Genomic DNA, 24,915 nt, shown 5'->3' on the forward strand with positions numbered 1-24,915 from the left:
GCGCCCGGGGATCAGTCCTCGGCGACCCAGGCGCTCGGGTCCTCGACGACGGCGCGCAGGACCTCGCGCGCGCCGCCGGTGAGGGCCGCGTGGTCGCCGACCGGGGCGGGGAGCAGGACGACGTCCGTCCACGGGGCGGCGAGGACGCGCGTGCGCAGCTCGGCCTCGGCCGCGCCGCGCAGGTACGGCAGGAGCGCGGGGTAGATGCCGCCGAGCAGGACGGTGTCGATGTCGACGAGGTTCACGTAGTCGGCGAGCGCGCTGCCGAGCGCGGTCCCGGCCTGCTCGACGACGGCGAGCGCGGCGGGCTCCGCGGCGTCGAGCGCGGCGACGAGCGTCTCGGTGGGGGCGTCGACCGGCAGGCCCGCACCGCGCAGGAGCGCGTCCTTGCCCGCGTACTGCTCGAGGCAGCCGGTCGCGCCGCAGCGGCAGCGTGGGCCGCGCGGGTCCACGACGACGTGCCCGACCTCGCCGGTCCAGCCGTGGCGGCCGTGGAAGAGCCGGCGGTCGACGACGATCGCGGAGCCGATGCCGACGTCGCCCGACACGTAGAGGTAGGTGGACGGTGCGGGCTCGGTCGCGTCGTCGGGCACGACGCCGCGGCTCGCCTGGGCGAGCGCGGCGAGCTTGGCCTCGTTGCCGATCTCGACGGGGACGTCCGGGTCGAGGCCGAGGAGGCGGACGGGGTCGAGGTGGGACCAGCCGAGGTTAGGCGCGACCTCGAGCCGTCCGGCGCGCGTGTCGACGAGGCCGGGGAGGGCGAGGCGGGCTCCCGCGACCGTCATGCCGTCGGCGCGGACGGTCGCGAGGAGGTCCTGCGCGATGCGACCGAGCCGGGCGAGCACCTCGGCGGGGTCGCTGTCGTGCAGGTCGTCCGGGTCGACGTGCTCGGCGACGACGGCGCCGGTGAGGTCGAGCACGCGGCCGCCGAGGTAGTCGACGTTGACCTCGAGGCCGAGCCCGACGAGCGAGTGCGGCGCGGGCGCGAGGGGGACGGCGGGCCGTCCGGCGCGCTGCGGGGTCGCCGGCGGGAGCTCGGCGACGATGCCCGCGGCGACGAGCCGGTCCACGAGGGTCGAGACGGTCGCGCGCGTGAGGCCGCTCGCCGCGGCGATGTCGGCGCGCGAGCAGGGGTGGGCGGACTCGAAGACCGCGCGGGCGACGAGGGCGAGGTTGTGCTCGCGCAGCGTGGCCTGCCGTGCTGCTGGGGGACCCGTGCGGGTCGCGACGCTGCGGTTCACGGTCTTGACCTTACCGACCCGGGCGGATAAGTTCATCCGTAAGACAAAAATAGGCCGTCGACGCGAGGACCGCGTCACGGCCCTCTCGACGAGGAGACCACCGTGGCCGACGAGACCACCCGGCACGACGCAGACATCAACTTCTCCTTCGGTCTGTGGACCGTGGGCTGGACCGCGCAGGACCAGTTCGGCAGCGCGAGCCGTCCCGCGCTCGACCCGGCCGAGTCCGTGCGCCGCCTGGCCGACCTCGGCGCGTGGGGCTTCACGTTCCACGACGACGACGTCGTGCCGTTCGGCGCGGACGACGCCGAGCGCACCAAGCGCCTCGACTCCGTGCGCCAGGCGGCGCAGGACACGGGCCTGGTCATCGAGATGGTGACGACGAACCTGTTCAGCCACCCCGTGTTCAAGGACGGCGGCCTCACGTCGAACGACCGCGGCGTGCGCCGCTACGCGCTGCGCAAGGTGCTGCGCAACGTCGACCTCACGGCCGAGCTGGGCGCCAAGACGTTCGTCATGTGGGGTGGCCGCGAGGGCACCGAGTACGACGGCGCCAAGGACCTGCACTCCGCGCACGAGCGCTACGCCGAGGGCCTCGACCTCACGGCGGCGTACATCAAGGAGAAGGGCTACGACCTCAAGATCGCGCTCGAGCCCAAGCCGAACGAGCCCCGCGGCGACATCTTCCTGCCGACCATCGGCCACGCGCTCGGCCTCATCGCCAAGCTCGACAACGGCGACATCGTGGGCCTCAACCCGGAGACGGGCCACGAGCAGATGGCGGGCCTCAACTACACGCACGGCCTCGCGCAGGCGCTGTGGGCGGGCAAGCTCTTCCACATCGACCTCAACGGCCAGCGCTCGATCAAGTTCGACCAGGACCTCGTGTTCGGCCACGGCGACCTGCTCTCGGCGTTCTTCACGGTCGACCTGCTCGAGAACGGCTTCCCGAACGGCGGCCCCACGTACACGGGCCCGCGCCACTTCGACTACAAGCCGTCGCGCACCGAGAACGAGGTCGGCGTGTGGGACTCCGCGCGCGCCAACATGGAGACCTACCGCCTGCTCGCGCGCAAGGCCGCGGCGTACCGCGCCGACAGCCGCGTCCAGGAGGCGTTCGCGCACTCCGGCGTGTTCGAGCTCGGCCAGTCCACGCTCGGCGAGGGCGAGTCCGTCGCCGACCTGCTCGCGGACCGCAGCGCGTACGAGGACTTCGACGTCGACGCCGCGGCGAACCGCGACTTCGGCTTCGTGCGCCTCAACCAGCTCGCGCTCGAGCACCTGATCGGCTGAGGTGACGACCGACGCCCGGACGTCCGACGCCGGCGGCGAGCGCACGCTCGTCGCCGGCGTCGACACGTCCACGCAGTCCTGCAAGGTCGTCGTGCGCGACGCCGCGACGGGCGCCCTCGTGCGCACGGGCTCGGCCAAGCACCCCGACGGCACGGAGGTCCACCCCGACGCGTGGTGGGCCGCGTTCCGCGAGGCCGCCTCCGCGGCGGGCGGGCTCGACGACGTCGCGGCGCTCGCCGTCGGCGGCCAGCAGCACGGGCTCGTCGCGCTCGACGCGGACGGGAACGTGGTGCGCGACGCGCTCCTGTGGAACGACACGCGCTCGGCGCCCGCGGCGCGCGACCTGATCCGTGAGCTCGGCGAGGCCCGCCTCGCCGAGGGCGTCCCCGACGCCCACGACCGGGTCGAGTCCGCGACCGAGGCCGGCGCGCAGGCGTGGGCCGACGCGATCGGGTCGGTGCCGGTCGCCTCGCTCACCGTGACCAAGCTGCGCTGGCTGCGCGACGCCGAGCCCGAGAACGCGGCGCGCGTCGCCGCCGTCGCGCTGCCGCACGACTGGCTCACGTGGCGCATCGCCGGGTACGGCCCGGCGGGCGACGAGTCCGCGCCGCTCGGCCCGGACCTCGACGCGCTCGTCACCGACGCGTCCGACGCGTCGGGCACGGGGTACTACGACGCGACCCGCGGCGACGGTGACGACGGACGGGGCGCGTACCGCCTCGACCTGCTGGAGCTCGCGTTCGGGCGGACGGACGTCGTGCTGCCGCGCGTCGTCGCGCCGTCGGCCGTGGCGGGCGTCGCGCACGCCTCGGTCGCAGGCAGCGCCGTCGAGGGCGGCACGCTCCTCGGCCCCGGCGCGGGCGACAACGCGGGCGCGGCCCTCGGCCTCGGCATGGTCGCGGGCGACGTGGCGGTGTCGATCGGCACGTCGGGCGTCGTGTCCGCGGTGACCGACGACCGCACCGCCGACGGGTCGGGCCTCGTCAACGGGTTCTCCGACGCGACGGGTCGGTACCTGCTGCTCGCGGTGACGCTCAACGCGAGCCGCGTGCTCGACGCGGCGCGCGCCGTCCTCGGCGTCGACCACGCGGGGCTGTCGCGGCTCGCGCTCCAGGCGCCCCCCGGCGCGGACGGGCTCGTGCTCGTGCCGTACCTGGAGGGCGAGCGCATGCCCAACCGTCCGGACGCGTCGGGCACGCTGCACGGGATCCGGCTCGGCACGTCGACGCCGGAGCACCTCGCGCGCGCGTACGTCGAGGGCATGCTGTGCGGCCTCGCGGACGGGCTCGACGCGCTGCGGGCGCTCGGCGTCCGGGTCGAGCGCGTGCAGCTCATCGGCGGCGGCGCGCAGTCCGAGGCGGTCCGGCGCATCGCGCCGCAGGTCCTCGGCCTGCCCGTCACGGTCCCCGAGCCCGGCGAGTACGTGGCCGACGGCGCCGCGCGCCAGGCCGCGTGGGTCCTCGCCGCGCACAAGGCCGGCCCGGGGGCGGACGTCGCGCCGCCCACCTGGGCCGCGTCGTCGGCCACGGTGGTCGAGGCCGACCCGGTCCCGGCGATCCGCGACCAGTACGCAGCGGTCCGCGACCTCGTCTGACCGGACCGTCAACCCCGCACTGCGGGCATGAAATGGGCCTGGTCTCCGTCAGGAGACCAGGCCCATTTCATGCCCACACCACCGGGGTAGGGGTGGTCAGAGCACGCGGACGACGGGTCCCGTCACGCCACCCTTGCGGCCCACCGCGGCAGCGCCGGTCACGCCCCACACCGGTCCCTCGATCGTCACCGACGCGACGCTCGTCGTCGAGACCGAGCGGTTGAGGTTCATCCCGTAGGCGTAGCCGTACACCTCGAGCAGCACCCAGTCGCACGTGCCCGCGCTGACGGTGAAGACGTTCCCGGACCGGGTGACGTCGAACGAGCACACGCCGCCGTCGTAGGGGGCCGCGCTCGCCGAGGGCGCGATCGCGACGGCGGCGGCAGCGAGGGCGGAGACGGCCAGGGCGCGCAGTCGGATGGTTCGCATGGAGCTCCTTTGCTCAGGTGTGAAGGCCGGGATCGGCTCGGCCACAGTTCACCGTGGTGCAGCCCTGCCAGCAACTCGAGGAGTACGTAACTTTGACCTTCACCAGGTACGTGCTTTCCCTTACGCGCCGCCGGCGAACCCCGTCTGCCGCCACGCCTCGTAGACGGCGATCGACGCCGCGTTGGTGAGGTTGAGCGAGCGGCGCCCGGGGAGCATGGGGATCTTGAGCTGGTCCGTGATGCGCTCGTGGGCCAGCACGTCGTCGGGCAGGCCCGTGGGCTCGGGGCCGAACAGCAGGACGTCGTCCGGCCGGTAGGTCACGTCGGTGAACGACGTCGTCGCGCGCGTCGTGAACGCGAAGACCCGGCCGGGAAGGGTCGCGAGCGCGCCGTCCAGGTCCGCGTGGACCTCGACGGACGCGAGGTCGTGGTAGTCCAGGCCCGCGCGGCGCAGCTTGGGCTCGTCCAGGTCGAACCCGAGCGGCTCGACGAGGTGCAGACGTGCCCCGGTCACCGCCGCGAGCCGGATCGCGTTGCCCGTGTTGCCGGGGATGCGCGGCTCGAAGAACACCACGTGGGGCAGGGTCGACGGCGGTCGGGCGGCTGGGTCGGCGACGTGCGGCCGCCAGTCGGTGCGGGGGTCGGGGGTCTCGCTCACGCACCGATTCTCGCAGCGTCGCGGGACGGGTAGCGTCGGTGGGGCCGTCGACGAACGATCGAGGAGGCTCCCGTGGCTGAGGCCGTCCACCGCGAGGCCGTGATGGCCTGGGTCGCCGCGTACGAGGAGGCGTGGCGCGCGAACGACACGACCGCCGTCGAGCGCCTGTTCACCCCGGACGCGACGTACCTGCGCTCGCCCTACGACGACGAGCCCCTGCGCGGCCACGACGCGATCCGCGGCTTCTGGACCGCGGACGAGGGGGCGACGTTCACCGTGACCGCGGAGCCCGTCGCGGTGGACGGGCCGGACGCCGTCGTGCGCCTCGAGGTCCGGTACCTCGCGCCCCAGGAGCAGGAGTACCGCGACCTCTGGGTGCTCCGGTTCGCCCCGGACGGGCGCGTCGCGCACTTCGAGGAGTGGCCGTACTGGCCGGGCAGGTCGTACACGGCGTCCGACGCGTCGTAGCGCCTCACGTGCCGAGCGCGGCCGCCTTGCGGCGCAGCAGGTCCTGCTCGCGGGCGTTCGGGCAGAGCCGCACCGCGAGCGCGTACTCCGCGCGGGCCTCCTCGACGCGGCCCAGGCGGCCGAGCAGCTCCGCGCGCACGCTCGGCAGGAGGTGGAACCCGGGCAGACGGTCGGTCGCGACGAGCTCGTCGACGATCGGCAGCGCCGCCGCCGGACCGTGCGCCATCGCGACCGCGACGGCCCGGTTGAGCTCGACGACGGGCGACGGCGCGAGCCGTCCCAGCGCCTCGTAGAGCAGGACGACGCGATCCCAGTCCGTCTTCTCGACCGACGGGGCCACCGCGTGGCACTCGGCGATCGCGGCCTGGAGACCGTAGGCGCCGCGCCCGTGACCGGGCGGCCCGACCGCGTCGGCGTGGGCCAGCGCCGCGCGGCCACGCCGGATCGCGGACCGGTCCCACCGCCGTCGGTCCTGGTCGGCGAGCAGCACGGGGTCGCCGTCGGGCGTGGTGCGGGCGGGGAACCGCGCGGCGGTGAGCTCGAGGAGGGCGACCAGCGCGTGGGCCTCGTGCTCGTCGGGGACCAGTCCGGCGAGGACGCGCGCGAGCCGGAGCGCCTCGTGGGCGAGGTCGGGGCGCACCGCCCTCCTCCCGCTCGCCCCGGCGCTCGCGGCCGACACCGCCGCGGCGCCGCCGTCGTCGACGTGGGCCGTCGTGCTGCTCGGCCTCGGCTCGACGGCGGTCGCCTTCACGACGTGGGGGTACGCCCTTTCCCGCCTCAGCGCGGGCCGCGCCGCCGCGACGACGTACCTGGTCCCGCCGCTCGTCGTCGTGCTGTCCTGGCTCGTGCTCGCCGAGGTCCCCGCGGCCGTCACTCTCGCGGGCGGCGCGCTCTGCCTCGCCGGGGTCGCCATCGCGACGCTCCCGGCCCGCCGGGCCGTGCCCCCGGACCGGGCTCCCCGCCGCGCGACCTGACCCGGGCTCCGTCCCTGCGAGGCCCGCGGCGTAAGGTGGACGCATGATCACGCAGAGCTGGTGGTGGCTGCCCCCGCAGCCGTGACCAGTCCTGCCCACGTCCCGAGCTGCGCGCCGCAGCCGGGACGTCGTCACGTCCGGGCCCACCCGACCGGGCACGCGGCGCGCGGCTCCCCACCGAAGGAGAGCCACCATGACCACGACCCTCGCCGTCGCCGAGGCGACCCGCCCCGCGGCCGGAGCCGCGCCGTCGTCCACCGCGTCCGTCGCCGCAGCGCGCGAGCGGTCCGCGCAGATCGAGGCCCGCCTCGCGACCGACCCGTCCGGGTACCGCGTCCTCACCGGCGACCGCCCGACCGGCGCGCTGCACCTCGGCCACTACCTCGGCACGCTCGCCAACCGCGTGCGGCTCCAGGACGACGGCGTGGAGGTCGTGCTCGTCGTCGCCGACTACCAGGTCATCACCGACCGTGACGACGCCGGCGACCTGCCCGCCACCGTGCGGGAGGTCGTGCTCGACTACCTCGCCGCGGGGATCGACCCCGCGCGCACGACGATCTTCACGCACTCCGCGGTCCCGGCCCTCAACCAGCTCCTGCTGCCGTTCCTCAGCCTCGTCACGACGGCCGAGATCGAGCGCAACCCGACCGTGAAGGCCGAGGCCGTCGCCGCCGCGGCCCGGCAGGGACGGCCCATGAGCGGCCTGCTGTTCACCTACCCCGTGCACCAGGCCGCCGACATCCTGTTCTGCCACGGCAACCTCGTGCCCGGCGGGCAGGACCAGCTCCCGCACGTCGAGCTCACGCGCACCGTCGCACGCCGCTTCAACCAGCGCTACGCCGCCGCGGCGCCGTACTTCCCCGAGCCCGACGTGCTGCTCGCGCCCGCCCCCACCGTGCTCGGCACGGACGGTCGCAAGATGAGCAAGTCCGCGGGCAACGCGCTGGAGCTGCGCGACGACGAGGACGCGACCGCGCGCTTCGTCCGCCGCCACCGCACCGACTCCGAGCGGCACGTCACCTACGAGCCCGAGCGCCGCCCGGAGGTCGCGAACCTCCTCACGCTCGGCGCGTTCGCGGCCGGGACGACGCCGGAGGCGCTCGCGGACGAGGTCGGAGCGGCGGGCGCGGGACGGCTCAAGCAGGTGGTGACCGAGGCGCTCGTCGAGCACCTGCGTCCGCTGCGGGACCGACGCCGCGCGCTCGCCGCGGGCGACGGCCCCGACCCCCTCGACGTGCTCCGCGAGGGCAACGCCCGCGCGAACACCATCGCGGACCGCACCCTCGCCGACGTCCGCGACCTCATGGGCACGGCGTACTGACGGCGACGCGTCCCGCGCCGGACGATGCGCTCCGGTTCGAGTGCTGCACGGGGGAGTGCAGCGCTCGAACCGGAGCGCATCGGTCGGGCGGCTCTCGGCGGGGGCTACGCGCCGAGCCGGTCCCGCAGCCGGGCGAGCTGCGCCCAGAGCTCGTCGGGCACGCGGTTGCCGAACGTGTCGAAGAACTCGGCGGTCAGCTCGGCCTCGGCGAGCCACTGCTCGGGCGAGACGTCGAACAGGGCGTCGAGGTCGCCGTCGTCCATGTGGAGGCCGCCGAGCTCGAGCGCGCCCGGCGCGGGGAGCAGGCCGACGGGGCTCTTCACGGCGCCGGAGTCGGTGCGCACGCCGCGCGAGCGGTCGACCTGCGCCGCGATCCACGCCACCACGCGCGAGTTCTCGCCGAACCCGGGCCACAGGAAGCGGCCGTCGGCGTCCTTGCGGAACCAGTTGACCTGGAAGATCTTCGGCCGCTTGTCCGGGTCGAGCGATGCACCGACGCGCAGCCAGTGCGCCCAGTGGTCGGCCATGTTGTAGCCGCAGAAGGGCAGCATCGCGAACGGGTCGCGGCGCAGGGCGCCGACGGTGCCCTCGGCGGCGGCCGTCTGCTCGGAGGAGATGGTGGCGCCCATGAACACGCCGTGCTCCCAGCCGTACGCCTGCGCGACGAGGGGCACGTTGCTCGCGCGGCGCCCGCCGAACACGATCGCGTCGATCGGGACGCCCTCGGGGTCCTCCCACGAGTCGGCGATCGTCGGGCACTGCGCGGCGGAGACGGTGAACCGCGAGTTCGGGTGCGCGGCGGGACGGCCGGCGTCGGGCGTCCAGTCCTGGCCGGTCCAGTCGATCAGGTGCGCGGGCGGCTCGGGGGTCAGGCCCTCCCACCACACGTCGCCGTCGTCGGTGAGTGCGACGTTCGTGAAGATCGTGTCGCGCGCGAACGTCTCGACGGCGGCCGGGTTGGTCTCGACGCCGGTGCCGGGCGCGACGCCGAAGAAGCCCGCCTCGGGGTTGATGGCGCGCAGGCGGCCGTCGGGGCCGGGGCGCAGCCACGCGATGTCGTCGCCGATGGTCTCGACCGTCCAGCCGGGGATCGTCGGTCGCAGCATCGCGAGGTTCGTCTTGCCGCACGCCGACGGGAACGCGGCGGCGAGGTGGTACGCACGGCCCTCGGGCGACGTCGCCCGGATGAGCAGCATGTGCTCGGCGAGCCAGCCCTCGTCGCGCGCCATCGCGGACGCGATGCGCAGCGCGAAGCACTTCTTGCCGAGGAGCGCGTTGCCGCCGTACCCGGAGCCGTAGGACCAGATCTCGCGCGTCTCGGGGAAGTGGACGATGTACTTCGTGTCGTTGCACGGCCACGGCACGTCCTCGCGGACCGCGCCCGTGTCGTCGACCAGGGGCGCGCCCACCGAGTGGACGGCCGGGACGAACGGGGCGCCGGCGTCGATCAGGTCCATGACCTCCTGGCCGACGCGCGTCATGATCCCCATGCTCAGGACGACGTACGGCGAGTCGGTGACCTCGATGCCGACCTGCGAGATCGGCCCGCCGACCGGCCCCATCGAGAACGGGACGACGTACATGGTCCGGCCGCGCATCGAGCCGTCGAACACCCCGCGCAGCTCGGCGCGCATCGCCGCGGGCTCGCGCCAGTTGTTCGTCGGGCCGGCGTCGACCTCGGCGCGCGAGCAGATGAAGGTGCGCGACTCGACGCGCGCGACGTCGCTCGGGTCGGACCGCGCGAGGTAGCTGCCCGGCCGCAGGGCGGGATCGAGGGGGAGCAGCGTCCCGGCGTCGACGAGCAGGTCGGTGAGCCGCTGCTTCTCGGCCGCGGAGCCGTCGCACCACACGATCGCGTCGGGCTCGGTGAGGTTCGCGATCTCGCGCACCCACGCGCGGGCGTCGCGGGGGCGCGGGTCGCCGTCCGGCGAGCCGACGGCGGAGCCGGAGGTCGTGCCGGACGGCGCCCGGAGACCGGCGAGGTCGGTCTCCACGTCGTCGAGCAGCGCGGCGGACCGCGTGCGGCGCGTGCGGGCGGTGCGGGCGGCGGTGGTCATGAGGGTGCTCCCTGGGGTCGGCGGTGGCCTCGTGCTCCTTCCACCCTCACGCAGCAGCGCACGAACTTTCCCACCGGAACGCTGTGAAGATCCGTGGATCTTGACGTACTGTCAAGGGGTGACCAGCTCGCAGCCCCGCGTGCCTCCGCGCACCCCGCCCGGCCGCGGCCCCGACGAGCCCGTGCCGGCCGCGCCGCAGGCGGACCTCATCACGCTCGGGCGCCGGCTGCGCCACTTCCGCACGGCCCGCGGGCTCACGCTCGACGCGCTCGGAGCGGCGGTCGGCACCGCCCCGAGCCTGCTGTCGATGATCGAGAACGGGCGCCGCGAGCCGCGCCTGTCGCTCCTGCAGCACCTCGCCCAGGCGCTCGACGTCCCCGTGACCGACCTGCTCGCCGACGAGCCGCCGTCGCGCCGGGCCGCCCTGGAGATCGCGCTGGACCGCGCGCAGCGCGGGCCGCTGTTCGCCGGGCTGGGCCTGCCGTCCGTGAAGGCGAGCCAGAAGCTCCCGCTCCCCGTCCTGGAGAACCTCGTCGGGCTGCACGCCGAGCTCCAGCGCCGCGCGACGGAGGCCGTCGCGACCCCGGAGGAGGCGCGGCGCGCGAACACCGAGCTCCGCCTCGAGCGCCAGGCGCGCGACAACTACTACCCGGAGATCGAGGCCCTCGCGGAGGAGATGGCCCGCGCGGCCGGGTACACCGTCGGCGCGCTGACCCACCGGACGGTCGCGCGCATGGCGGAGCAGCTCGGCTTCACCATCTGGCACGTGGACGACCTGCCGCACTCGACGCGCACCGTCACGGACCTGGAGAACGGGCGCATCTACCTGCCGCCGGCGTCGATCCCCGGCGGCCACGGGCTGCGCTCGCTCGCCCTCCAGGCCATCGCGCACCGCGTCCTCGGGCACGAGCGGCCGCGCTCGTACGCGGAGTTCCTGCGCCAGCGCGTCGAGATCACGTACTTCGCGGCGTGCTGCCTCATCCCGCAGTCCGCCGCCGTCGAGTTCCTCGAGCGGCGCAAGCGCGAGAAGGACCTCGCGGTCGAGGACCTCCGCGACGCGTTCGGCGTGACGCACGAGGCCGCGGCGCAGCGCTTCACGAACCTCGCGACGGTGCACCTCGGTATCCCGCTGCACTTCCTGCGCGTGGGCGACGACGGCGCGCTGTTCCGGGGGTACGAGAACGACGGGCTGCCCCTGCCCGCCGACGTGACCGGCGCGATCGAGGGCCAGATGGTCTGCCGACGGTGGGCCGTCCGGGAGGCGTTCACGCGCCGCGACCGCGCGCAGGAGTCGTACCAGTACACGGACACGCCCGCCGGGACGTTCTGGTGCTCGACCCAGACCGGCACGACGACGACCGGCCAGTTCTCGATCGCCGTCGGGGTGCCCTTCGCGTCGGCGAAGTGGTTCCGCGGCCGGGACACGACCGTGCGGCGCCAGTCGTCGTGCCCGGACGAGTCGTGCTGCCGCCGCCCCGCCGCCGACGCGGCGACGCGCTGGGAGGACGCGTCGTGGCCGAGCGCCCGCATGCACCAGCACGTGCTCTCCGCGCTCCCGTCCGGCGCGTTCCCGGGCGTCGACGCGACAGAGGTCTACGCATTCCTGGCCAAGCACGCCCCGTCGTGACCCGTCACCCGCTGTGGGCGTGAAATGGGCTCGGTTGAAGCGCTTCAACCGAGCCCATTTCACGCCCACAGCAAGGTGGGGTCATGTGGGGAGGGGGCCGCCTCGGGCGGCGAGGCGGTCTCGGAGGCGGGCGAGGACGTCGCCCGTGCGCAGGCCGTCGTGCTCGAACTCGTTGGTGACCCAGGTGCGGACGTTGCCCACGCGGGCCGCGGTCTCGAGCGAGAGGCCCGCGTCGACGAACATGTCGTCGTGGTAGACCGCCGCCTCGACGGGCACCTCGTTGCGGGCGAGCACGTCGAGGTCGTACAGGTCCGGCCAGTCGTCGCGGGCGGCGAGCGCCTCCGCCGCCGCGCGGAACGGCCGCAGCGCGGCGACCTCGTCGAACATCCAGGGGTAGATCATCTCGCCCGTGAGCAGCAGCGGCCGGGCCGCGGGGTCGAACGCGGGGTCCTCGGCACGGACGGCCTCCGCCGCCCACGCGGTGGCTCCGGTGCCGGACTGCGCGTAGATCGACTCGTGCAGCACCGCGTAGAGCGGGTTCGTGCGGAACGACGTCGCCGCGGCGACCTCCGCGAGGAACGTGTCGGTGAGCTCGTCCGGCGCGTCCGCGTCGAACGCCTCGTCCACGACCCAGTGGATGCGCTCGGGCCCCGGCTTCATCCCGAGGTCCATGCCGAGCGACTGGAGCCGGCGGACGGTGAGCACGTCGCCGTCGGGCAGACGCACGTCGCCCACCGCCAGGCGGTCCGCGGCGCGCGCGAGCCGGGCCGCGTCGTCGGGATACCGCTCGCGGTACGCGGCGTTCTTCGCGACGACGCGCGGCTGGGTGCGGCGGTAGACCTCGCGCGCGTCCGCCGTCAGACCCGGGAGCCCGCCCGTCACGTAGCACGCGTCGAGGGCCTCGGGCGCCCGGGACAGGTAGGTCATGGTGAGGAACCCGCCGTAGGACTGCCCGAGCGAGGACCAGCGCCGGCCGCCGTAGACCGTGCGTCGCACGTGCTCCGCGTCCGCGACGATCGCGTCGGCGCGGAAGTGCGACAGGTGGTCGGCCTGGGCGGCGCCCGACCCGCGGGCCGCGAGCGCCGCGCCCCGCACGGCCGACGACCGCCCGGTGCCCCGCTGGTCGAGCAGCACCACCCGGTGCGTCTCGAGCGCCGTGCCGACCCAGCCGTCGGGGCCGGTGGGGCGCGGCCCCTTGCCGCCCGGGCCGCCCTGGAGGAAGACGAGCAGCGGCAGGTCGTCCCGACGGCGCACGGGGTCGACGAGCTCGCGCACGAACAGCGTCAGGCGGCGCGGGTCGCCGTCGTCGCCCCAGACGAGCGGCACCTCGAGCTCGCGGTCGGTGACGTGGATCCCGGGGACGGTGTAGCTGGTCTCGCGCACGACGCTCACCCGGTTCACCCTAGTCGCCGGGGACGGCGCCGGTCGGGCGCGACGCCCACGCGGCGGGGGGACCGCGGCGACCCCTTGTCCGGCCTCGGCGGCGGGGCTAGCGTGCCGGGATGCTCCTCTTCACCCAGGCGGTGACCGCCCTGCAGGACGCCGTGGACGACCTCGCGGACGACGACTGGGAGCGGCCGTCGGGCTGCGCCGGGTGGCTGGTGCGCGACCTCGTCTGCCACCTGACCATCGGCGCGCAGGACGTCCTCGTCACCCTGGTGACCCCGGAGGACGCGGAGCCGACCGTCGACGCGGTCGCGTACTGGCGTGCGGGCGAGGCCGAGGCGCACCCCGACCCCCACGGCCGCCTCGTCGCGCGGCTCGCGGCGGCCTACGGGCTGCCGGGCGCCCTGCGGCACCACGTCGACGACCTCCTCGCCGCCGCGGGACGTGCGGCGGGGCTCGCGGACCCGACGGCCGTCGTCGGGACGCAGGGGGAGACGCTCACCGTCCGCGACTTCCTGGACGCGTACGTCCTGGAGTGGACCGTGCACCACCTCGACCTCGTCGCGCACCTGCCGTCCGCGGCCGGACCGCCCGAGGCCACGCTCGCGGCGTCGCGCACGCTCCTCGAGGCCCTCCTGGGCGCGCCGGTCCCGCCGTCCCTCGCGGACCCGGACGCCCTGCGCGTCGTGACGGGGCGCCGCGCCCCGACGGCCGCGGAGCGAGCTGCGCTGGGCCCCCTGGCGACCCGCCTCCCCCTCAGCCTCGGCTGACACCCGCGCCCTGGTCGCCTCTCCGGACGTGGGGGCACGCCCCGCACGAGAGGCGACGCGCGAAGAGGGGGTGGGGTGGTGTCGCCACGACCGGCGACACCACCCCACCCCCTCCGGAAGGCGGGACCTCCGTCGAGAGAGGGACTACTGCTCGACGTCCTCGTCCACCCACTCGAACGTCTTCGTCACGGCCTTCTTCCAGTTCCGGTAGAGGCGCTCGCGCTCGGAGTCGTCCATCGACGGGCTCCACCGCTTGTCCTCGGCCCAGTTGTCGATGACGTCCTGCTCGCCCTGCCAGAACCCGACGGCGATGCCGGCGGCGTACGCGGCGCCGAGCGCGGTGGTCTCCGCGACCTTGGGGCGCACGACGTCGACGCCGAGCTGGTCGGCCTGGAACTGCATGAGCAGCTCGTTGGCGACCATGCCGCCGTCGACGCGCAGCTCGGTGAGGTCGACGCCGGAGTCCGCGTTCATGGCGTCGAGCACCTCGCGCGTCTGGAAGGCCGTCGCCTCGAGTGCGGCGCGCGCGATGTGGTTGCGGTTGACGTACCGGGTGAGGCCGACGAGCGCGCCGCGCGCGTCGGGCCGCCAGTACGGGGCGAAGAGGCCGGAGAACGCGGGCACGAAGTACGCGCCGCCGTTGTCCTCGACCTTCCCGGCGAGCCACTCGACGTCGGGTGCGTCCTCGAACATGCCGAGGTTGTCGCGCAGCCACTGGATGAGCGAGCCGGTGACGGCGATGGAGCCCTCGAGCGCGTAGCGGACGGGCTGGTCGCCGATCTTGTAGCAGACGGTCGTGAGCAGGCCGTTCTCGCTCATGACCTTCTCGGTCCCGGTGTTGAGCAGCATGAAGTTGCCGGTGCCGTACGTGTTCTTGGCCTGCCCGACCTCGAAGCACGCCTGGCCGAACGTGGCGGCCTGCTGGTCGCCGAGGATGCCGGCGATCGGCACGCCCGGCAGGAGGCCCTGCTGGCGCCCGTGCCCGTACACCTCGGAGGACGACTTGATCTCCGGGAGCATCGACAGGGGGATGCCCATGTCGGCGGCGATGTCCTCGCGCCACGAGAGGGTGTCGAGGTCCATGAGCATGGTGCGCGACGCGTTGGTCACGTCGGTGACGTGCACGCCGCCGTTGACGCCGCCCGTGAGGTTCCACAGCGTCCACGTGTCGGTGTTGCCGAACAGCAGGTCGCCGCGCTCGGCGGCCTCGCGGGCGCCCTCGACGTTGTCGAGGATCCACTTGACCTTGGGGCCGGAGAAGTAGGTCGCGAGCGGGAGACCGACGACCGACTTGTACTTCTCGGGGCCGTCGGAGCCGCCGAGCTCCTCGACGATCTTCTGCGTCCGGGTGTCCTGCCAGACGATGGCGTTGTAGACGGGCTTCCCGGTGGTCTTGTCCCACACGACCGCTGTCTCGCGCTGGTTCGTGATCCCGACGGCGGCGATGTCCTGGTAGGTGACGTTCGCCCGGGTCAGGGCGAGGCCCACGGCCTCGCGGACGTTGTTCCAGATCTGCTCCGGGTTGTGCTCCACCCACCCCGCGCGCGGGAAGATCTGGTCGTGCTCGAGCTGGCCGGTGGAGACGATCTCCCCGGAGTGGTTGAAGACGATGGCCCGGGAGCTCGTGGTCCCCTGGTCGATGGCGAGAACGTAGTCGGCCATGGTGCGTTCAGTCCTTCACGTCGGTGTGGGTGTGGGTTGAGGTGCAGCAGCGTGTGGCCACGTGGCCGGGGTGCCCCTCCCCGGCCACGTGGGCGTCCGTCAGATGTATGCGGCGCCGAGCAGGCCCGCGAGCACGCCGCCGACGAGCGGGCCGGCGACCGGGACCCACGAGTAGGACCAGTCGCTGGAGCCCTTGCCCTTGATCGGCAGGAGCGCGTGGGCGATGCGGGGCGCGAGGTCGCGCGCAGGGTTGATGGCGTAGCCGGTCGGACCACCGAGGCTCGCGCCGATCCCGACGACGATGAGCGCGACGGCGAGCGGCCCGAGACCGGACGGCGTCTTGCCCGACACGACGACGAAGAACACGAGCACGAACGTCGCGATGACCTCCGTGAGGAAGTTCCACCAGTAGGAGCGGATCTCCGGTCCGGTGGAGAACACGGCGAGCTTCGTCGCTCCCGGGGCGTCCTCGTCGAAGTGCTTCTTGTAGGCGAGGAACGCGAAGACCGCGCCGATGAAGGCGCCGAGCATCTCTGCGCCGAAGTACATGAACATGTTCCCGACGGTCGGCTCGATCGTCGCGGTGACCACGCCCTCGGGGCCGGTGATGGTCGCGAAGGGCTGGTCGGCTGCGAACAGGCCGATCGTCACGGCGGGGTTGAGGTGGGCGCCCGACTTGTGCGCCACGTACACGCCGGCGAAGACCGCGAGGCCCCACCCCCAGTTGATGAGGAGCCAGCCGCCGTTGAAGCCCTTGGACCTCGGCAGGACGACGTTCGCGACGACGCCCGCACCGAGGAGGATCAGGGTCGCCGTGCCGAGGACCTCGGACCAGAAGGCGTTCATGAGGAGTTGATCCATCGTGCTCTCTCTTTCGTGGTGGACTTCTCTGTCTCAACCGTCCCGGCGCGCCTGAGCGCCGGGTCCTCGGGCCGGTCCGCCGTCGGCGTGCGCCCCGTGAGGTCGGTGTGCGAGGGCCGGTCGGGCGCCGTCCCCTGCCGGACGGCGCCCGAGGTTCGCTCGCGGCGGTGTGCTGCTGTCAGGTGGTACGGAGCGGCTGCAGGGGCGACACGTCGTCGGCCTCCAGCCGGGTGCGCTCGGCGGACGCGTCGTCGGGCTCCTGCTCGGCGGCGGCCTCCGCGTTCGCGCGGTCGGTGTAGCTGGCGATCTCGGCGGCGCGGGTCGCGTCGTCCCACCCGAGGAGCTCGGCGACCAGGTCGGCGATCTCGGGAAGCGCGGCGAGGCCGCGATCGGCGACCTCGTAGTTGAGCCGGGTGCGGTGCAGGAGCAGGTCCTCGAGGTGCAGCGAGCCCTCGTGGGAGACGCCGTACGCGATCTCGGCGCGCAGGTATGCCGGCGCGTGCTCCAGCGGCTTCGCGAGGTCCGGCCGCGCCTCGCACAGCTCGACGATCTCGCGCAGGTTGGACCCGTACCGGTGCAGCAGGTGGTCGACGAGCGCGGGCGTCCAGCCGTAGCGCGAGGCCCACGGGCGCGCCTGGCGCCGGACGGCGTCCAGGCCGACGGCGCCCAGGAGCGGGATCTTCTGCGTGATCGACGGCAGGGCGCTGGCGCGCTGGCCGATCGCGAAGTCGACCGCGTCCTTGGCCATCACGCGGTAGGTCGTGAGCTTGCCGCCGGCGATGACGGTCAGGCCCGGGGTGGGGGAGGCGACGGTGTGCTCGCGCGAGACCTTCGCGGAGCTCGTCCCCTCCTTGGTTCCCGGCTGCAGGAGCGGGCGGAGCCCGGCGTACGTGCCGATGATGTCGTCGCGTGTGAGCGGGTGGGCGAGCACCGCGTTCGCGTGGTCGAGCACGTAGTCGATGTCGGCCGACGTCGCGACGGGGTGCTGGAAGTCCTGCTCCCACGGGGTGTCCGTGGTGCCGATGATCCAGTAGCGCGACCACGGGATGATGAACAGGACCGACTTCTCGGTCTGCAGGATCAGCCCGACCTGGCCCTTGATGCGCTCGCGCGGGACGACGATGTGGACGCCCTTGGACGCGAGGACCCGCAGCCCGCCCTCGCTGCCGGCGAGCGCCTCGGTGTCCTCGGTCCAGACGCCGGTCGCGTTGATGACGGCGCGGGCCCGGACGGTGATCTCGGCCCCGGTCTCGAGGTCCTGGAGCACGGCGCCGTTCACCGCGCCCGTCGACCCCTTGGTGAGGGACACGACCTGCGTGCGCGAGGCGGCGTGCGCGCCGTAGGACGCGGCCGTGCGCACGAGCGTCGTGACGAGGCGCGCGTCGTCGACGGACGCGTCCCAGTACTGCACGGCGCCGATCGCGGCGTCGTGCGCGAGGTCCGGGAACTTCTTCTCCATGCGGCTGCGCGACAGGTGCCGGTGGATCGGCATGGCGCGCTTGCCGGGGGCGAGGCTCGCGAGCGTGTCGTAGAGCGCGATGCCCGCGCCCACGTAGGCGCGCTCCCACACGCGGTGCTCGAGCGGGTAGAGGAACGGGACGGGCCGCACGAGGTGCGGAGCGATGTCCTTGAGCAGGAGGTCGCGCTCGGTCAGCGCCTCCTTGACGAGGTGGAAGTCGAGCATCTGCAGGTAGCGCAGCCCGCCGTGGACGAGCTTGCTCGACCGGCTCGAGGTCCCGGCCGCCCAGTCCTGCGCCTCGACGATCGCCGTCGACAGCCCGCGCGTCACGGCGTCGAGCGCGATCCCCGCGCCGGTGACGCCGCCGCCGATCACGAGGACGTCGAGCTCCGCGTCGGGGGTCGTGCTGGCCTCGAGCGCGGCGAGCGCCTGCCGGCGCGACTCCGCGGTGAGTCTCGTGGATGCCATCCGTCTTCCTCTCTCGTCCCTCGGTGCTGCGGGCACGCCGCGGGACGATGCGCCCACGGTGCGCTCACAGCGACGGTCCCACGCCCGACCAGGGTGCGCGAGCGGTAACCGTCGTGGGCGCGCCGGGGTCCCGGCGCGCTGGCACGCCCTCCAGACCACCACGCGCCGAACGGACGCGCAACCGTGGTGCACAAACGTGCAGAATGGAGGTCGAGCGAAGGGAGACGGGCATGGTGGACCGGGAGCAGGACGTCCTGCGGGCGGCCTCGATGTACTACCTGCAGGACATGAAGATGGAGGCCATCGCCAAGCACCTGCACACGTCGCGGTCCACCGTGTCGCGGCTCGTGAAGCGGGCCCGGGACACGGGGCTGGTCGAGATCTCGCTGCGGCCGGCGCGGAGCCGCGGCCCCGGGCTGGGACAGCACCTCTCGAGCACGTGGGGCATCGACGCGTACGTCGTCCCGGTGCCGGACCAGGCGCCGCAGGTCGAGCGGCTGGAGCAGGTCGCCCTGACGACCGCGCGCCTGCTGTCGACGTGGTTCGACTCCGACATGATCCTCGGCATCGCGTGGGGGACCACGCTGTCGGCGATCTCCCGGCACCTGCCGCGGAAGCCGACGCGGGGGAGCGCCGTCGTCCAGCTCAACGGCGCCGCGAACACGCGCACGTCGGGCGTGCACTACGCGGGCGACCTCATCGCGGGCTTCGGCACCGCGTTCGACGCGCACGTGCACCATTTCCCAGTGCCCGCGTTCTTCGACTACGCCGAGACCAAGCGCGCGATGTGGCGCGAGCGGTCGGTGCGGCGCGTGCTCGACGTGCAGCACCGGGCGGACATCGCGCTCTTCTCCGTCGGGGCCGTGGCGGGCGGCGTGCCGTCGCACGTGTACTCGGCGGGGTATCTCGAGCCGGACGACATCGCGGTCCTCGACGCGGAGGGCGTCGTCGGCGACGTGTGCACGGTGTTCCTGCGCGCGGACGGCACCTACCGTGACATCGCCCTCAACGGCCGTGCGACCGGCCCCGCGCCGGAGGAGCTGCGGCGCGTCCCGCGACGCGTGTGCGCGGTCGCGGGCGACAACAAGGTGGCGCCGCTGCGCGCCGCGCTGCGCGCCGGGGTCGTCACCGACCTCGTCGTGGACGAGATCACGGCGGCGCACCTCGTCGGGGGCACCTGACCTCCACGGAGATATGCGGTGCGATGCATGACTATGCACCGGGGCGCCGATCCGCGTACAGTGACGCGGTGCCCACGACCTCCGCCGTCCGCGTCCGTCCCGCCCTGCCCGCGGACGTGCGCGCGGTCCGTGCGCTCGTGCAGCCGTACGCGGAGGACCGGATCCTCCTGGCCAAGGAGCTGGTCGGGTACTACGAGGCGGTCCAGGAGTTCGTCGTCGCCGAGGTGGACCCGGCCGTGCCGGGCACCACCGGTGAGCCCGACGGCGAGCGGGCGCCACGCGTCGTCGGGTGCGGCGCGCTGCACGTCATGTGGGACGACCTCGCCGAGATCCGCACCCTCGCGGTCGACCCCGCGTGGCGCGGGCACCGCGTGGGGCACGCGCTCGTCGTCGAGCTCCTGGCGCGGGCGCGCGCGCTCGGGCTCCGTCGGGTGTTCTGCCTGACGTTCGAGGTCGACTTCTTCCGGGCGCACGGCTTCCGCGTGATCGAGGGGACCCCCGTCTCGCACGAGGTGTACGCCGAGCTCCTGCGCTCGCACGACGACGGCGTCGCGGAGTTCCTCGACCTCGCGCGCGTGAAGCCCAACACGCTCGGCAACACGCGCATGCTGCTCGACCTCGACGCCCTCGACGACCTCGACGGCGGCGCCGCGGGCGCGACGCTCAGCTGATCGGCACCGTCGACGCGCGGGTCACCACGCGGCACGGGAGCTCCTCGACCCCCGGGCGCACGGTCCCGTCGATCGCGGCGAAGAGCCGCTGCGCGGCGACGCGCCCGAGCCGCTCGAGGTTCATGTCGACGCTCGTGAGCTGGGGGCGCGCGTTGGTCGTCAGCACCTCCCAGTTGTCGAACCCGATGACCGACACCTCGCCCGGCACGTCGCGGCCGAGCTCGCGCAGCGCGTCGAGCACGCCGCGGGCGATCTGGTCGGAGCCGCAGAAGAAGGCGTCGACGTCGCCGTGCTGCTCGACGATCATGCGCGCGGCGCCGCGCCCCCAGCCCTCGCTCCACGAGCCGAAGAAGGTCTGGCCGCCGACGAGCTCCAGGCCGGCGGCGGCGACCGCGGCCTGCGCGCCCGCCGCGCGGTCCTGCGCGGCCTTGTAGCCCGGGTCGCCCGAGACGTGGGCGACGCGCCGGCGCCCGCACGAGAGCAGGTGCTCGACGGCGAGGCGCCCCGCCCCGACGTTGTCCGCCGTGATCGAGACGTCCGAGGGGTCCTCGGAGGGCGCGTACGCGTAGACCACGGGGACGGGGATGTCCGCGCTGAGCGGCGGCCGCGGGTCGGTGCGCGAGCCGACGACGATGAGGCCGTCGACGCGCCGCGAGAGCAGGGCCCGCACGTGGTGCTGCTCGCGGATGGCGTCGCCCCGCGCGTCGCACAGGAAGACCGACACGCGGCCCGCGCCGAACGCGTCCTCGGCGCCCATGAGGACGGGGATCGAGAAGCGTCCCTCGAGGTCGCTCGTGAGCAGCCCCACCGTGCCGGTGCGGCCCTTGAGCAGCCCGCGCGCGAGCGCGTTGGGGGCGAAGGACAGCCGCTCGGCGGCCTCCAGGACGCGCAGGCGCGTCTCCGCCTTGACCTGGTCGCGCCCGTTGATCGCCTTGGACGCGGTCGCGATGGACACGCCCGCCAGGCGCGCGACGTCGGTCAGGGTCGCCGCGCGCGGCGTGGCGCTCCCGCTCTGGGTCGTCATGAGGCCGTTCCCCCTCCTGCCGGTGCGCTGCGCTGCGCCCTCGACGATCGAGCCGTGATCGAACTGTAACCCGCTGCCCTGCTTGACGAGACTACCGCGCTGCCATACATTCAGAAAACCTTTTCGGTTGGTTTCGGTGCTGGCGACGTCGCGAGCACGTTGCTCGCGGATGACGCCAGGACATCGAACACTAGCCGCCTGAGGGGAGGGTCGGCCACGTGGAGCGCGCTGCAGCGCGACACGGTGACCGAAAACGTGTTCGCCCACAGCGCGGGCACGGGGCACAGGTGCAACGGCTCGAAGACGAGTACGAGGAGACACGAGATGAAGAACCACCGCGGGGCCTCGTGGAAGAGGTCCGTGGCCACGACGACGCTCGCCGGCCTCGTCGCGCTCGGGCTCGCCGCGTGCGGCGGGTCCGGATCCGGCGGCGACGACGCCGCGACGGGCGGGACGGGAGACGGCGGCGTCGAGGGGGTCGACGACGGCAGCACGCTCACGCTGTGGACGCGCGCGCCGCTCGAGAAGCAGGCGAAGCTGCTCGTGGACGCGTACAACGCGAGCCACGAGAACCAGGTCGAGCTCACGATCGTCCCCAACGACGACTACGTCGCGAAGGTCGGGGCCTCCGCGGGCAGCGGCGGGCTGCCCGACCTGTTCGCGGCCGACATCGTGTACGTGCCGAACTGGGTCGAGCAGGGGCTCTACCAGGACGTCACCGACCGCATCGACCAGCTCGACTTCGCGGACCAGATCAACCAGGGCCACCTGGAGGCCGGCACGTACGAGGACGAGGAGTACGTCCTGCCGTTCGTGCTCGACATCTCGGTCCTCTTCTACAACAAGGACCTCTACGAGCAGGCCGGCCTCGATCCGGAGGCCGGGCCGACGTCGCTCGAGGAGTTCGCCGAGCAGGCGAAGGCGGTCGACGCGCTCGGGGGCGGCGTCGACGGCACCTTCTTCGGCGGCAACTGCGGCGGGTGCCTCGTCTTCACGTGGTTCCCGTCGGTCTGGGCCGCGGACGAGGACGTGCTCAGCGCGGACGGCACCGAGTCGCTCCTCGCGAGCGACACCGCGCAGGACGTCTACGCCGTGTACAAGGACCTCGTCGACTCCGACGCCGTGGGCGCCGGCACGCGGGACGAGACCGGCGCGACCTGGGTCGCCCCCTTCCAGGAGGGCAAGGTCGGCGTCATGCCGTACCCGGCGACGCTCCTGTCGACGGCGGACGAGACGGTGGACGTCGGCGTCGCGCCGATCCCGGGGCCGGGCGGCGGCGAGTCGACGTTCGTCGGCGGCGACGGCATCGGCATCTCCAAGGACAGCGAGCAGTCCGACCAGGCGTGGAACTTCCTCTCCTGGATGATGTCCGAGGACGCCCAGGTCGAGGTGCTCGCCAAGAACGGCGACGTCGTCTCGCGCGCCGACCTGGTCGACAACGAGTACTCCTCGGCCGACCCGCGCGTCGTGACGATCAACGAGATCGCGAGCAAGGGTCGCACGCCCGTCGCCCGCAACTTCCAGCAGGCGTTCAACGCGCCGAACAGCCCGTGGCTCACGCTCGTGCGCAACGCGGTCTTCGGCGACGCCTCGAGCATCGAGCCGGACAACGAGGAGATCACCGCGGTCCTCTCGCAGTGACCGGTCCGGCGTGATCGTCCCGAGCGACCACCCCGCGTGACCACAGCGCCCGCCGCCGCGGCCACCCGTGCGGCGGCGGGCCGGGTCCGGCTTCCCTCGCCCTGTTCCAGGAGACCTCTCATGTCCGTGCAGTCCGCGTCCTCGACGCCGCCCTCGCCCGCGCAGCACGGCGCGGCGTCGCCGGGCCCCGCCGCGAGCGACCACCGACCGCCCCGCGGCACCCTGACCGCGAGCGCCGGGCGGCGCCGCCGTCGGCCGGGGCGCTCGCAGGCCGCCCGCGGGTGGGCCTACGCCGCGCCCACCGCGGTGTTCGTCCTCGTGTTCTTCGTCCTGCCCGTCCTGCTCGTCGGCCAGATGTCGGTGTCCGACTGGCCGCTGCTCGCCGGCAACCGGGGCCCCAACTTCCCCGACAACTTCCGCGACGCCGTCGACAACCGGTTCTTCTGGGACTCGATCGTCTTCACGCTCACGTACACGGTGATCGCGACCGTGCTCCTCATCGCCCTGGGGCTCGGCTTCGCGCTCCTGGTGCAGGAGTCGAGCCGGTGGAAGAGCTTCCTGCGCACGTCGATCCTCGTGCCGAGCGCGCTGGGCCTCGCGTCCGCGTCGCTGCTCTTCTACGCGCTGTACTCGCCGCAGGTCGGGCCGATCTCCCCGCTCCTGGAGCGGCTGGGGATCGTCGACGAGCCGGTGTCGTTCCTCGGCTCGCCCGAGGGGGCGCTGTGGTCGACGGTGTTCCTCATCGTCTGGCGCTTCGCCGGGTTCTACATGCTCCTGCTCATGGTGGGGCTGCAGGGGATCCCGCACGAGGTCTACGAGGCCGCGCGCATGGACGGCGCGAACCGCTGGCAGACGTTCGGGCGCGTGACGCTCCCGCTGCTGCGCCCGTCGCTCGCGCTGTGCACGATCATGTGCGTCACCGGCTCGCTGCTCGCGTTCGACCAGTTCTACATCCTCACCAAGGGCGGCCCGGACAACAGCACGATCACCGTGGTCCAGCTCATCTACAACATCGCCTTCCAGGGCCAGAACGACCTGGGCGTGGCCGCCGCGCTGTCGATCATCGTGCTCGCCGCCCTCGTGCTCATCAACGTCGCGCAGGTCCGTGGCATGCGCGCACCCGAGGAGAAGTGACATGACCGTCACCGCACCCGCTCCCGCACCCGCGGCGCGACCCGCTCCCACCGGCCGGCCGGCCCCGCGCGCCCGCATCGCCGGCGTCCTCACCCGCACCCCGTACTGGGTGCTCACCGGGGGCCTCGCCATCGTCTTCCTCTTCCCGCTGATCTGGGCGGGCGTGGCCTCGTTCTCGCCGCAGCCCGGCAGCAACCAGGTCGACGGCTGGGGCTTCGGGAACTACGTGACCCTGGCGAACTACCAGGCGGGCATCGGCCAGTACCTCCTGAACTCCGTGGTCGTGTCCGGGCTCACGGTGCTCTTCACGCTCGGGGTGTCGCTGCTCGGCGGCTTCGCCTTCGCGCGGTTCCGCTTCCCCGGGCGCGACGTGCTGTTCCTCGTGACGCTCGCGATCCTCATGGTCCCGTACGCGACGCTGCTCATCCCGCTCTACGTGCTCCTCAACACCCTCGGCCTGCAGAACTCGTTGCTCGGCCTCGCGCTGGTCCTGACGATGTTCCAGCTCCCGTTCGCGACGTTCATGATGCGCATCGCGTTCGAGTCGGTGCCGCGCGAGCTGGACGAGGCCGCGATGGTCGACGGGTGCTCGTCGTTCGGCGCGCTGTGGCGGGTCCTGCTGCCGGCGGTGAAGCCGGGGCTCATCACCGTCGGGCTGTTCGCCTTCCTCGCCGCCTGGAACGACTTCGTGGCGCCCCTGATCCTCATCACCGACTCGACGAAGGCGCCGCTGCCGCTCGCGGTGGCGAACATGCGCCAGCAGGTCATGGGCATCGTCGACTACGGCGCGACCCAGGCGGGCGTCGTCGTCCTCGCGGCCCCGTGCATCGTCCTGTTCCTGCTCCTGCAGCGCCACTACGTGCGCGGCTTCATGTCCGGGGCGCTGAAGGGATGACGACCCACGCCCCCGACCCGACCCCCGTCCGACCGACCGACCCCACGACGCCCGGCGTCGTCCCACCACGACGACCCGACGAACCACGAGGCGACGCCGTCG

At 73.6% G+C, this 24,915-nt stretch carries 20 protein-coding genes and 2 pseudogenes; 12 read left to right on the plus strand and 10 right to left on the minus strand.

From position 1 onward, the window contains the following. Positions 1 to 11: 11 nt before the first annotated feature. Positions 12 to 1,241, minus strand: a complete 1,230-nt coding sequence (locus ACZ402_RS02375; RefSeq protein WP_375822394.1) for an ROK family transcriptional regulator — start codon at positions 1,239 to 1,241, stop codon at positions 12 to 14. Between the two features lie 102 nt (positions 1,242 to 1,343). Here ACZ402_RS02375 and xylA point away from each other — a divergent pair, with 102 nt between their 5' ends. Together xylA and ACZ402_RS02385 are read left to right on the plus strand one after the other, a co-directional pair. After that, entirely contained in the window at positions 1,344 to 2,534 is a 1,191-nt protein-coding gene (gene xylA, locus ACZ402_RS02380) for a xylose isomerase (protein WP_375822393.1), read from the plus strand. A 1-nt stretch (position 2,535) separates the two neighbouring features. Then, positions 2,536 to 4,128 carry a xylulokinase gene (locus ACZ402_RS02385; RefSeq protein WP_375822392.1) on the plus strand — a complete coding sequence of 531 codons (1,593 nt, stop codon included), beginning with the start codon at positions 2,536 to 2,538 and terminating at the stop codon, positions 4,126 to 4,128. Positions 4,129 to 4,224: 96 nt separating this feature from the next. Here ACZ402_RS02385 and ACZ402_RS02390 read toward each other — a convergent pair whose 3' ends face one another. Both ACZ402_RS02390 and ACZ402_RS02395 read right to left on the minus strand, forming a co-directional pair. Further along, on the minus strand, positions 4,225 to 4,557 hold the full coding sequence (locus tag ACZ402_RS02390) for a hypothetical protein (RefSeq protein ID WP_375822391.1): 333 nt from the start codon (positions 4,555 to 4,557) through the stop codon (positions 4,225 to 4,227). Positions 4,558 to 4,677: 120 nt separating this feature from the next. Continuing rightward, positions 4,678 to 5,139 carry a tRNA (cytidine(34)-2'-O)-methyltransferase gene (locus ACZ402_RS02395; RefSeq protein ID WP_375822756.1) on the minus strand — a complete coding sequence of 154 codons (462 nt, stop codon included), beginning with the start codon at positions 5,137 to 5,139 and terminating at the stop codon, positions 4,678 to 4,680. Between the two features lie 147 nt (positions 5,140 to 5,286). Here ACZ402_RS02395 and ACZ402_RS02400 point away from each other — a divergent pair, with 147 nt between their 5' ends. Then, entirely contained in the window at positions 5,287 to 5,682 is a 396-nt protein-coding gene (locus tag ACZ402_RS02400; RefSeq protein WP_375822390.1) for a YybH family protein, read from the plus strand. Positions 5,683 to 5,686: 4 nt separating this feature from the next. Here ACZ402_RS02400 and ACZ402_RS02405 read toward each other — a convergent pair. Beyond that, a pseudogene (locus ACZ402_RS02405) lies at positions 5,687 to 6,346 on the minus strand (RNA polymerase sigma factor); the annotation flags it as partial. A gap of 37 nt (positions 6,347 to 6,383) precedes the next feature. Between ACZ402_RS02405 and ACZ402_RS02410 the strand changes: the two are divergent. Then, a pseudogene (locus ACZ402_RS02410) lies at positions 6,384 to 6,656 on the plus strand (EamA family transporter); the annotation flags it as partial. A gap of 193 nt (positions 6,657 to 6,849) precedes the next feature. Beyond that, positions 6,850 to 7,977, plus strand: a complete 1,128-nt coding sequence (gene trpS / locus ACZ402_RS02415; protein WP_375822389.1) for a tryptophan--tRNA ligase — start codon at positions 6,850 to 6,852, stop codon at positions 7,975 to 7,977. Between the two features lie 104 nt (positions 7,978 to 8,081). On the opposite strand, the gene ACZ402_RS02420 is transcribed toward trpS, so the two are convergent. Continuing rightward, positions 8,082 to 10,034: a phosphoenolpyruvate carboxykinase (GTP) gene (locus tag ACZ402_RS02420; RefSeq protein WP_375822388.1), complete on the minus strand. Its 1,953-nt coding sequence runs from the start codon at positions 10,032 to 10,034 to the stop codon at positions 8,082 to 8,084. A 181-nt stretch (positions 10,035 to 10,215) separates the two neighbouring features. Between ACZ402_RS02420 and ACZ402_RS02425 the strand changes: the two genes are divergently transcribed. Then, a complete protein-coding gene (locus ACZ402_RS02425) occupies positions 10,216 to 11,661 on the plus strand; it encodes a helix-turn-helix domain-containing protein (protein WP_375822754.1) in 1,446 nt (481 codons plus the stop codon). 81 nt (positions 11,662 to 11,742) lie between these two features. On the opposite strand, the gene ACZ402_RS02430 is transcribed toward ACZ402_RS02425, so the two are convergent. After that, positions 11,743 to 13,044: an alpha/beta fold hydrolase gene (locus ACZ402_RS02430; RefSeq protein ID WP_375822752.1), complete on the minus strand. Its 1,302-nt coding sequence runs from the start codon at positions 13,042 to 13,044 to the stop codon at positions 11,743 to 11,745. A gap of 119 nt (positions 13,045 to 13,163) precedes the next feature. Between ACZ402_RS02430 and ACZ402_RS02435 the strand changes: the two genes are divergently transcribed. Then, positions 13,164 to 13,817 carry a maleylpyruvate isomerase N-terminal domain-containing protein gene (locus ACZ402_RS02435; protein ID WP_375822387.1) on the plus strand — a complete coding sequence of 218 codons (654 nt, stop codon included), beginning with the start codon at positions 13,164 to 13,166 and terminating at the stop codon, positions 13,815 to 13,817. A gap of 144 nt (positions 13,818 to 13,961) precedes the next feature. Here ACZ402_RS02435 and glpK read toward each other — a convergent pair whose 3' ends face one another. From glpK to ACZ402_RS02450, 3 genes are all read right to left on the minus strand, one after another. Beyond that, a complete protein-coding gene (gene glpK, locus ACZ402_RS02440) occupies positions 13,962 to 15,479 on the minus strand; it encodes a glycerol kinase GlpK (RefSeq protein WP_375822386.1) in 1,518 nt (505 codons plus the stop codon). Positions 15,480 to 15,578: 99 nt separating this feature from the next. Next, positions 15,579 to 16,325 carry an MIP/aquaporin family protein gene (locus ACZ402_RS02445; protein ID WP_375822385.1) on the minus strand — a complete coding sequence of 249 codons (747 nt, stop codon included), beginning with the start codon at positions 16,323 to 16,325 and terminating at the stop codon, positions 15,579 to 15,581. A gap of 193 nt (positions 16,326 to 16,518) precedes the next feature. Beyond that, entirely contained in the window at positions 16,519 to 18,267 is a 1,749-nt protein-coding gene (locus ACZ402_RS02450) for a glycerol-3-phosphate dehydrogenase/oxidase (protein ID WP_375822384.1), read from the minus strand. A 230-nt stretch (positions 18,268 to 18,497) separates the two neighbouring features. Here ACZ402_RS02450 and ACZ402_RS02455 point away from each other — a divergent pair, with 230 nt between their 5' ends. Both ACZ402_RS02455 and ACZ402_RS02460 read left to right on the plus strand, forming a co-directional pair. Beyond that, entirely contained in the window at positions 18,498 to 19,448 is a 951-nt protein-coding gene (locus ACZ402_RS02455; RefSeq protein ID WP_375822383.1) for a sugar-binding transcriptional regulator, read from the plus strand. A gap of 23 nt (positions 19,449 to 19,471) precedes the next feature. Further along, the gene (locus tag ACZ402_RS02460) at positions 19,472 to 20,119 is read left to right on the plus strand and encodes an amino-acid N-acetyltransferase (protein ID WP_375822382.1); all 648 of its coding nucleotides are present in this window, start codon (positions 19,472 to 19,474) and stop codon (positions 20,117 to 20,119) included. On the opposite strand, the gene ACZ402_RS02465 is transcribed toward ACZ402_RS02460, so the two are convergent. Then, the gene (locus tag ACZ402_RS02465) at positions 20,112 to 21,143 is read right to left on the minus strand and encodes a LacI family DNA-binding transcriptional regulator (protein ID WP_375822381.1); all 1,032 of its coding nucleotides are present in this window, start codon (positions 21,141 to 21,143) and stop codon (positions 20,112 to 20,114) included. The genes ACZ402_RS02460 and ACZ402_RS02465 overlap by 8 nt on opposite strands. Positions 21,144 to 21,467: 324 nt before the next feature. On the opposite strand from ACZ402_RS02465, the gene ACZ402_RS02470 reads away from it, so the two are divergent. The 3 genes from ACZ402_RS02470 to ACZ402_RS02480 all read left to right on the plus strand — a co-directional run bounded on the left by ACZ402_RS02470 (position 21,468) and on the right by ACZ402_RS02480 (position 24,813). Next, positions 21,468 to 22,784 carry an ABC transporter substrate-binding protein gene (locus tag ACZ402_RS02470; RefSeq protein ID WP_375822380.1) on the plus strand — a complete coding sequence of 439 codons (1,317 nt, stop codon included), beginning with the start codon at positions 21,468 to 21,470 and terminating at the stop codon, positions 22,782 to 22,784. 120 nt (positions 22,785 to 22,904) lie between these two features. After that, positions 22,905 to 23,918, plus strand: a complete 1,014-nt coding sequence (locus ACZ402_RS02475) for a carbohydrate ABC transporter permease (RefSeq protein WP_375822379.1) — start codon at positions 22,905 to 22,907, stop codon at positions 23,916 to 23,918. Between the two features lies 1 nt (position 23,919). Next, positions 23,920 to 24,813: a carbohydrate ABC transporter permease gene (locus ACZ402_RS02480; protein WP_375822378.1), complete on the plus strand. Its 894-nt coding sequence runs from the start codon at positions 23,920 to 23,922 to the stop codon at positions 24,811 to 24,813. Positions 24,814 to 24,915: the final 102 nt, after the last annotated feature.

The sequence above is a fragment of the Cellulosimicrobium sp. NPDC030954 genome (genome assembly GCF_055571305.1).

Bases quoted from the DNA above. Each gene is read 5' to 3' on its own strand.
- ACZ402_RS02390 (WP_375822391.1), bottom strand. From the start codon at position 4,557: ATGCGAACCATCCGACTGCGCGCCCTGGCCGTCTCCGCCCTCGCTGCC.
- trpS (WP_375822389.1), top strand. From the start codon at position 6,850: ATGACCACGACCCTCGCCGTCGCCGAGGCGACCCGCCCCGCGGCCGGA.
- ACZ402_RS02420 (WP_375822388.1), bottom strand. From the start codon at position 10,034: ATGACCACCGCCGCCCGCACCGCCCGCACGCGCCGCACGCGGTCCGCC.
- ACZ402_RS02435 (WP_375822387.1), top strand. From the start codon at position 13,164: ATGCTCCTCTTCACCCAGGCGGTGACCGCCCTGCAGGACGCCGTGGAC.
- glpK (WP_375822386.1), bottom strand. From the start codon at position 15,479: ATGGCCGACTACGTTCTCGCCATCGACCAGGGGACCACGAGCTCCCGG.
- ACZ402_RS02445 (WP_375822385.1), bottom strand. From the start codon at position 16,325: ATGAACGCCTTCTGGTCCGAGGTCCTCGGCACGGCGACCCTGATCCTC.
- ACZ402_RS02450 (WP_375822384.1), bottom strand. From the start codon at position 18,267: ATGGCATCCACGAGACTCACCGCGGAGTCGCGCCGGCAGGCGCTCGCC.
- ACZ402_RS02455 (WP_375822383.1), top strand. From the start codon at position 18,498: ATGGTGGACCGGGAGCAGGACGTCCTGCGGGCGGCCTCGATGTACTAC.
- ACZ402_RS02460 (WP_375822382.1), top strand. From the start codon at position 19,472: ATGCATGACTATGCACCGGGGCGCCGATCCGCGTACAGTGACGCGGTG.
- ACZ402_RS02465 (WP_375822381.1), bottom strand. From the start codon at position 21,143: ATGACGACCCAGAGCGGGAGCGCCACGCCGCGCGCGGCGACCCTGACC.
- ACZ402_RS02470 (WP_375822380.1), top strand. From the start codon at position 21,468: ATGAAGAACCACCGCGGGGCCTCGTGGAAGAGGTCCGTGGCCACGACG.
- ACZ402_RS02475 (WP_375822379.1), top strand. From the start codon at position 22,905: ATGTCCGTGCAGTCCGCGTCCTCGACGCCGCCCTCGCCCGCGCAGCAC.
- ACZ402_RS02480 (WP_375822378.1), top strand. From the start codon at position 23,920: ATGACCGTCACCGCACCCGCTCCCGCACCCGCGGCGCGACCCGCTCCC.